Source organism: Agromyces sp. NPDC055520, assembly GCF_053619715.1.
Map to the genome: position 1 here is coordinate 26,095 of NZ_JBSHJY010000034.1, position 7,358 is coordinate 33,452.

The window sequence follows — 7,358 nt, forward strand, 5'->3', positions numbered from 1 at the left end:
TCTCGGCGTCGGGGCGAGCGGCCGAGCGGGAGCACCGAGCGCACCCTCGGGTGCCGAACGTACAATGGCCCCATGCGCGCACGCCCGGCACCACTGGTCGAGCCGTCGGCGCCGCTCGCCCCCGAGCGCATCGCCCGGTTCAGCCGCCAGATCATGCTCCCCGGCTTCGGTGAACTCGCCCAGCGCCGTCTGGCCGCCGCGCGCGTGCTGGTCGTCGGAGCCGGCGGACTCGGCAGCGCGCTCGTGCCGTACCTGGCCGGCGCGGGCATCGGCACGATCGGTCTCGCCGACGACGACGTCGTCGAACTCTCGAACCTGCACCGGCAGGTGAGCCACGGCATCGCCGACATCGGTCGCCGCAAGGTCGACTCGCTCGCCGACACGGTCGCCGCGATCGACCCCGATTGCCGTGTGGTGCGCCACGGCGAGCGGCTGACCGCGGCGAATCTGCGCGACATCCTCACCGACTACGACCTCGTGGTCGACGGCAGCGACAATTTCCCGACCCGCTATCTGACGAGCGATGCCGCCGTGCTCGAAGGCAAGCCGCTCGTGTGGGGCGCGATCCTGCGATTCCACGGCCAGGTCGGCCTGTCGTGGCGCGAGCACGGCCCCACCTACCGCGACCTGTTCCCGGTGCCGCCCGCGCCCGACGAAGTGCTCTCGTGCGCGCTCGGGGGAGTGCTGCCGACGCTCTGCGCCACCGTCGGAAGCCTCATGGCGGGCGAGGTCGTCAAGCTCGTCACGGGCATCGGCGAGCTGCTGCTGGGCCGAGTGACGACGATCGATTCGCTGTCGGGTCGCATTCGAGAGATCGAATACGAAGCGATTGCGGATGCCCCGGCGATCACCTCGCTCGTCGACTACGAGCTGTTCTGCGGGGTCGCCGACGAGCGCAGCACCTCGCAGGCGGGGGCCGCTGCGCCGATCTCGTCGGCCGAGCTGCTGCGCCGCCTGCGCAGCGGCGAACCGCTGCACCTCGTCGACGTGCGGGAGCCCGGCGAAGCGGCGTTGCGACGCATTCTGGGCAGCGAACTCGTGCCGCTCGGCGACCTCGTCGGCGGCGCCGAGCCCGATGCGGGCGGCGGCGCCATCGTCGTCTACTGCGAGCAGGATCCGCGGTCGCGCCGGGCGGCCAGGCTGCTGCGCGAGCGCGGGCATGCCGACGTCGTGTACCTCGCCGGCGGCATCACTGCGTTCGCGTCGGTGGCCGCAGACCTCGTGCACCGCTGACCTGCGCTACCAACCACCACCGCCACCCGAGAGGCACGCATGAACCCCACCCTGGCCGCCGTCGCCGCCGAGCCGATCGACGAGGCCGCCGTGCGCGCCGCGGTGGAGGCCGACACGAGCGGTGCCGTCGTGATGTTCCACGGGGTCGTGCGCAACCACGACGGCGGGCGCGAGGTGCTCGCGCTCGATTACCAGGCGCACCCCGACGCCGAGCGGTTCATCGCCGAGTGCGTGCAGCGCATCGCCGACGAGACCGGCATCGCCGTCGCGGCCGTGCACCGGGTGGGCGAACTGCAGATCGGCGACGTCGCACTCGTGGCCGCGGCATCCGCAGCGCATCGTGCCGAGGCCTTCGACGCGTGCGAGCGCCTCGTCGAGCTCGTCAAGGCGGAAGTGCCGATCTGGAAGCGCCAGCACTTCGCCGACGGCGTCTCGGAGTGGGTCGGGCTCTGACGTCGGGCGATGCCGGTGGGCAGATCGGCGTCAGCCGCCGAGGTACGACATCTCGGCCTTCGGGCGAGCGGCCCGCAACTCGGGCGTGAGGCTCGAACGCACCTCTGAATAGCGGTCGTCGCGTGCGCCCCAGATCGAGGCCATCGCCGCCGAGAGTCCCTCGTCGTCGACACCGCCGCGCAGGAGCGCCCGCAGGTCGTGCCCGTCAGAGGCGAAGAGGCACGTGAAGAGCTTGCCCTCTGTCGAGATGCGCGCCCGGTTGCAGCTGCCGCAGAAGGCCTTCGTGACGCTCGAGATCACGCCGATCTCGCCGCTGCCGTCGAGATAGCGCCACCTCGCCGCGGTCTCGCCGGGCGCCGTCGCGCCGATCGGTTCGAGCGGCATCTCGGCACCGATGGCGGCGATGATCTCGGCCGAGGGCACGACCTCGTCGAGCCGCCAGCCGTTGGACGTGCCGACATCCATGTACTCGATGAACCGCAGTGTGAACGGCGAGTCCTTGAAGTGCCGTGCCATCGGCAGCACCTCGTGGTCGTTGAGGCCGCGCTTGACGACCATGTTGACCTTGATCGGGCCGAGTCCGGCGTCGTGCGCGGCCTGCAGGCCCGCGAGCACGCGGGCGACCGGGAACCGCACGTCGTTGATCGACTGGAACAGGGCGTCGTCGAGCGAGTCGACCGACACCGTGACCCGCGTGAGACCGGCCTCCCGCAGCGCGGCGGCCTTCACCGCGAGCGCCGCGCCGTTGGTCGTCAGCGCGATCTCGAGCCGGCGCCCGTCGGGGGTGCGCAACTCGGCGAGCATGGCGACGAGCTCTTCGATGCCGCGTCGCAGCAGGGGTTCGCCGCCGGTGAGCCGCAGCTTCTCGACGCCGTGGGCGGCCGCGACCCGCGCCACGCGGGTGATCTCGTCGAAGGTCAGCAGTTCGGCGCGGTCGAGAAAGGCGTGGTCGCGGCCGAAGACCGACTTCGGCATGCAGTAGACGCAGCGGAAGTTGCACCGGTCGGTGACCGAGATGCGCAGGTCGCGGAGCGGTCGATCGAATCGGTCGGTGACGAGCCCGGCGGTGAGGCCGGTTGCGGGGAGGCGACGGGCGGCGGGCCGGGTGTCATCGCGAGAGGGAGCCGCCGCGAGCGGAGCGTCCGGGTTCAGGATGGGTCACCCCCTTCGTCGTGCCCCACCGTAACACCGGTTCATGGGCGAACCCGCACCGAGACCTCGGCGGCGGGAACCGAGAACGCGAGCCGCGCGCCGCTCGCGAGGTCGAGCGAGACCGCCGCCGCCGACGGCACGTCGACCGCGAGCCCCGGGTGCTCCGCCGTGCCGATGCGCACGCCGCCGGGCACCGGTTGCAGCACGGCGACCGTTCCGATCCAGCGATTGACGGATGCCGCGTGCTCGCCCTGCCCCGCCGGTGACACGTGCACCGCGCCGGGGCTGAACACGGCCGACGCCGACGTGCCCGGGGCCGACGGTTCGCCGGTGCCCCTGAGCGAGAGGCCGGGGCCTCTGAGCGTGATGCCGGTGTCGACGTCGGCGCCGCCGTCACCGCTCGCGACGAGGTCGCCACTCGCGTCGATGACGCCGACGACGAGGTTCACGCCCGCGAGCGCCGCCACGAACGGCGTCGCGGGGTGGCCGAGCACCTCGGCCGTCGCCCCCTGTTGCACGATGCGCCCGTCGTGCAGGATCGCCGCCCGATCGGCGAGCACGATCGCGTCGAGCGGGTCGTGCGTCACGAGCACGGTCGGAATCGGCGTCGGCCACGGCGCATCGGCGAGGAGGCCGCGCATGACGGCGCCGCTCTCGACGTCGAGCGCCGCGAACGGCTCGTCGAGCAGCAGCACCGCGGGCCGCGAGGCGAGCGTTCGTGCGAGGGCGGCGCGCTGCTGCTGGCCCCCCGAGAGTTCGGCCGGGCGACGTGCGGCGAACTCCGCGAGCCCCACTCGCTCGAGCCAGCGCCCGGCGACCTCACGTGCGGCCTGCGCGCCGGCGCCTTGCGATCGCGGCGCGAAGGCGACGTTGTCGAGTGCGCTGAGGTGCGGGAAGAGCATCGGCTGCTGGCCGAGCAGACCGACCCGACGGCCCTCGGGTGCGACGCGACGACCGCGCCGGCCCGTCATGGCGGCGCTGAGTTCGCGCCCGTCGACGTGGATCGAACCCGCACTGACGGCGAGATGGCCGGCGACGGCGAGCAGCAGGGTCGTCTTGCCCGAACCGTTCGGGCCGAGCACCGCGAGCGTCTCGCCCGGCGCGACGCGCAGCGCGACGTCGAGCGAGAAGTCGCCGAGCTCGGCCCGGAAGTCGGCCGCGAGACCGCCGGATGCCCCGGGGCCGCTCACCGCGCGGCATCCTCTCGCCAACCCCGCATCACGAGGAGCACGGCGATCGCGACGACGATGAGCATGAGCGAGAGGGCGATCGCGGTGTCTTCGCTGACGCCCGCGCCGTTGAAGGCCGTGTAGATCGCGAGCGGCATGGTGCGGGTCGTGCCCGCGGCATTGCCGGCGAAGAGCGCGGTGGCGCCGAACTCGCCGAGCGCGCGGGCGAAGCAGAGCACGGTGCCGGCGAGCAGGCCGGGGCCGACGAGCGGCAGGGTGATGCGGCGGAACACCGTGGTCGGGCTCGCGCCGAGCCCAGCAGCGACCACCTCGAACCCCGTGCCGGCGGTGCGCAGTGACCCCTCGACCGAGATCACGAGGAACGGCAGCGCCACGAACGCCTGCGCGATCACGACGGCGGCGGTCGTGAACGGCACCCGGATGCCGGCGAGTTCGAGCACTCCGCCGAGCAGGCCGTTGCGGCCGAGCAGCGCGAGCAGCGCGATGCCCCCGACGAGGGGCGGCAGCACGAGGGGCAGCGTCGCGAGGGTGCGGAGCACGGCGGCCACGCCTCGCGAACTGCGGGCGATGACGACGGCGAGCGGCACCCCGAGCACGAGGCAGACGAGCGTCGCGATGCTCGCCGTCGCGAGCGAGAGGGTGAGCGCCTCGACGGCGGCGGGCGAGGTGATGGCGGCCGGCACGCCCGGCCAGTCGAGCCGCACGAGCAGGGCGACGAGCGGCGCGACGAGCAGGGCGGCGCCGAGCACCGCCGGCACGAGCAGCCACGACGGGAACCCGGCGCTGCGTTCGCGCGTCACGGCCGGCCGAACCCGAACGCGGCGAGCACCGCGGCACCCTCGTCGGAGCGCACGAACTCGACGAACGCACGGGCCGCCTCGGGGTTCGCCGCCTCGGCGAGTGCGGCGATCGGGTACACGTTGGTGGCGGCATCCGCCCCCGTGATCGGCACCCCCTCGACGTCGCCCGCGGCCGCTGCGATGTCGGTGACGTAGACGAGGCCGGCGTCGGCCTCACCCGAGCGCACCTTCGTGAGCACGGCGCTCACGTTCTGCTCCTCGCTCGCGGGAGTCAGTGCGACGCCGGCGAGCTCGAGCAGCGTCGCGGCCGCGCTGCCGCACGGCACCTCGGGTGCGCAGACCACGACGAGCGGGTCGTCGGATGCCTCGTGGCCGGCGCCGGCAGCGAGGTCGTCGAGCGCGTCGATGCCGAGCGGGTTGCCGGGCTGCACCGCGATCTCGAGAACGTTGGTCGCGAAGGGTTCGGGCGCGCCGTCGACGAGGCCCGCGTCATCGACCTTCGAGAGGTTGCGTTCGTCGGCCGAGGCGAAGACGTCGGCCGCGGCCCCCTCGATGAGCTGGGTGGCGAGGGTCGCCGAGCCGTCGTACGTGATCGGTGCGATGTCGAGCGAGGGGTGGCGCGCCTCGAACTGCGCGGCGAGTTCGTCGAAGGCGCCGCCGAGCGATGCCGCGGCGAAGATCGTGAGCTCGCCGCGGAGCTCGGGATCGGCCGTGGCGGCAGGTGTGGTCGCGCCGGGTCCGGTGCCCGCCCTCGCATCCGCGCCCGCGCAACCGGCGAGGGCGAGCGCTGCGATCGCCGTGGCTGCGATCGTCGCTGCCGTGGCGAGGGGGCGGCAGCGCCGAGTCATCCGTCGGCGCCCTTCTCAGTCTCGACGACGACCATCGTGGCCTTGACGACCGCGACGCCCGTCGAGCCGACCTCGAGACGCAGCTCGCGCGCGGCCTCGGCCGACATGAGGGAGACGACCCGGTGCGGCCCGCACTGCAGTTCGACCTGGGCCATGAGGCCGTCGATCTCGATGCGCGTGACGAGGCCGACGAAGCGGTTGCGCGCGCTCCGGTGCACGCTGCTGCGATCTGCGGCGGTGGCGGCAGCCGCGGCGATCGCGGTGGCCCGCGCTGCGAGCTCGTCGCCGGCGACGACCTGGCGACCCGCGGCGTCCTTCTCGGCTCGAAGCAGGCCCTCGTGCACCCATCTGCGAACGGTGTCGTCGCTCACGCCGACGAGCGAAGCGGCCTCACTGATCCGATACTGCGCCATGGATCCAACGATACGTCCGCAGATGCGGAATGACAACTCGATTCGACCCGCACCGTCGCCGCCGACCGAGGCTGGCTCGTAGACCGTCGGCACCCCGGCTGTTACTGTCGAACCGCCCGTGAGACGGCGAGGAGCCCCCTTTTGGACCAGTTCGACGCGCACCGCCCCGAGTCGCCCCCCGGCGGCGCCGACACCGGGATCGCCGCCGGTCACCTCGACCGCGCCGTCGAGCTCGCCACCGAGAACGTGCGCCGCAGCGGCGGACCCTTCGGAGCCATCGTGGTCTCGGCCGACGGGCAGGTCTTCGAGGGCGTCAACCGGGTCACCGCGAACCTCGATCCCACCGCTCACGCCGAGATCTCGGCGATCCGGGCGGCCTGCCAGGGTCTCGGCACCTTCGACCTCAGCGGCGCGGCGCTCTACACGAGCTGCGAGCCGTGCCCGATGTGCCTCGCCGCGTCGCTCTGGGCCCGCATCGATCGCGTCTACTTCGCCGCGGATCGCCACGACGCCGCGGCCGCCGGCTTCGACGACGCCGCCTTCTACCGCTACTTCGAGGGCGGCGCCGAGGAGCGGACCGCGATGCCGGTCGCGAGCATCGACCTCGGCGATGCGCGTCGCGTCGCGCCGTTCACAGAGTGGAGCCGCACGGCCTCGCGGATCGAGTACTGAGCCGCGCTGTCGCGCGGTCAGTCGCCCGTCTCGGGTCGCTCGATGAGCTGGAGGATGCGCGCCGCGACGCTCACCGCGATCGTCGCCGGCGCCTTGCCGCCGACCTCGGGGATGCCGATCGGCGTCTCGACGCGGGCGAGCGTCGCCTCGTCGTGACCGAGGTCGATCAGCTGCGTGCGGAACCGCGCCCACTTCGACCGCGAACCGATGAGGCCGATGGATCCGAGATCGCCGCGACGAAGGGCCGAGTCGGTGATCGCGAGATCCTCGACGTGATCGTGCGTCATGATCAGCACGTGCGAGCCGGGCGGCAGCAGCGCCAGCCCGGCCTCGGGCACGGGCTCGTGGTGGAGGCGCACCGAGGCGACGGCGTCGCCCAGCGGACCGGAGACGCCCGGCACGCCGAGTCGCCCGGGTGCGAGCATCTCGGCGCGGGAGTCGACGAGGTGGAGTTCGAGCTCCTGCCGGCCGAGGATGCGGGCGAGTTCGAGCCCGACGTGACCGACGCCGAACACGGCGACCGACGGCACGACCCGCACGGGTTCCAGCAGCATGGTGACCTCTCCTCCGCAGCATTGCACGCCGTACTCCTGTCTC

General features: G+C 73.0%; 9 protein-coding genes. 3 read left to right on the forward strand and 6 right to left on the reverse strand.

Annotation, left to right across the window (positions count from 1 at the left end):
- Positions 1–72 precede the first annotated feature (72 nt).
- Both ACWGST_RS13035 and ACWGST_RS13040 read left to right on the forward strand, forming a co-directional pair.
- A complete protein-coding gene (locus ACWGST_RS13035) occupies positions 73–1,233 on the forward strand; it encodes a ThiF family adenylyltransferase (RefSeq protein ID WP_452047094.1) in 1,161 nt (386 codons plus the stop codon).
- 39 nt (positions 1,234–1,272) lie between these two features.
- On the forward strand, positions 1,273–1,686 hold the full coding sequence (locus ACWGST_RS13040; RefSeq protein WP_452047095.1) for a molybdenum cofactor biosynthesis protein MoaE: 414 nt from the start codon (positions 1,273–1,275) through the stop codon (positions 1,684–1,686).
- Positions 1,687–1,716: 30 nt separating this feature from the next.
- Here ACWGST_RS13040 and moaA read toward each other — a convergent pair whose 3' ends face one another.
- Genes moaA through ACWGST_RS13065 form a run of 5 tightly spaced genes read right to left on the reverse strand, consistent with a single transcriptional unit; the run spans position 1,717 to position 6,089 of the window.
- Entirely contained in the window at positions 1,717–2,841 is a 1,125-nt protein-coding gene (gene moaA / locus ACWGST_RS13045) for a GTP 3',8-cyclase MoaA (RefSeq protein WP_452047102.1), read from the reverse strand.
- A 38-nt stretch (positions 2,842–2,879) separates the two neighbouring features.
- On the reverse strand, positions 2,880–4,028 hold the full coding sequence (locus ACWGST_RS13050) for a sulfate/molybdate ABC transporter ATP-binding protein (protein WP_452047096.1): 1,149 nt from the start codon (positions 4,026–4,028) through the stop codon (positions 2,880–2,882).
- Positions 4,025–4,828: an ABC transporter permease gene (locus tag ACWGST_RS13055; RefSeq protein ID WP_452047097.1), complete on the reverse strand. Its 804-nt coding sequence runs from the start codon at positions 4,826–4,828 to the stop codon at positions 4,025–4,027. The genes ACWGST_RS13050 and ACWGST_RS13055 overlap by 4 nt, the downstream gene beginning before the upstream one ends.
- A complete protein-coding gene (modA, locus tag ACWGST_RS13060; RefSeq protein WP_452047098.1) occupies positions 4,825–5,676 on the reverse strand; it encodes a molybdate ABC transporter substrate-binding protein in 852 nt (283 codons plus the stop codon). The genes ACWGST_RS13055 and modA overlap by 4 nt, the downstream gene beginning before the upstream one ends.
- Positions 5,673–6,089, reverse strand: coding sequence for a TOBE domain-containing protein (locus ACWGST_RS13065; RefSeq protein ID WP_452047099.1), 417 nt, complete (start codon positions 6,087–6,089; stop codon positions 5,673–5,675). The genes modA and ACWGST_RS13065 overlap by 4 nt, the downstream gene beginning before the upstream one ends.
- A 198-nt stretch (positions 6,090–6,287) precedes the next feature.
- On the opposite strand from ACWGST_RS13065, the gene ACWGST_RS13070 reads away from it, so the two are divergent.
- Positions 6,288–6,761, forward strand: coding sequence for a nucleoside deaminase (locus tag ACWGST_RS13070; RefSeq protein ID WP_452047103.1), 474 nt, complete (start codon positions 6,288–6,290; stop codon positions 6,759–6,761).
- Positions 6,762–6,778: 17 nt separating this feature from the next.
- On the opposite strand, the gene xdhC is transcribed toward ACWGST_RS13070, so the two are convergent.
- Positions 6,779–7,358: xanthine dehydrogenase accessory protein XdhC (gene xdhC, locus ACWGST_RS13075; protein WP_452047100.1), on the reverse strand; the 580-nt coding region annotated here is incomplete at its 5' end.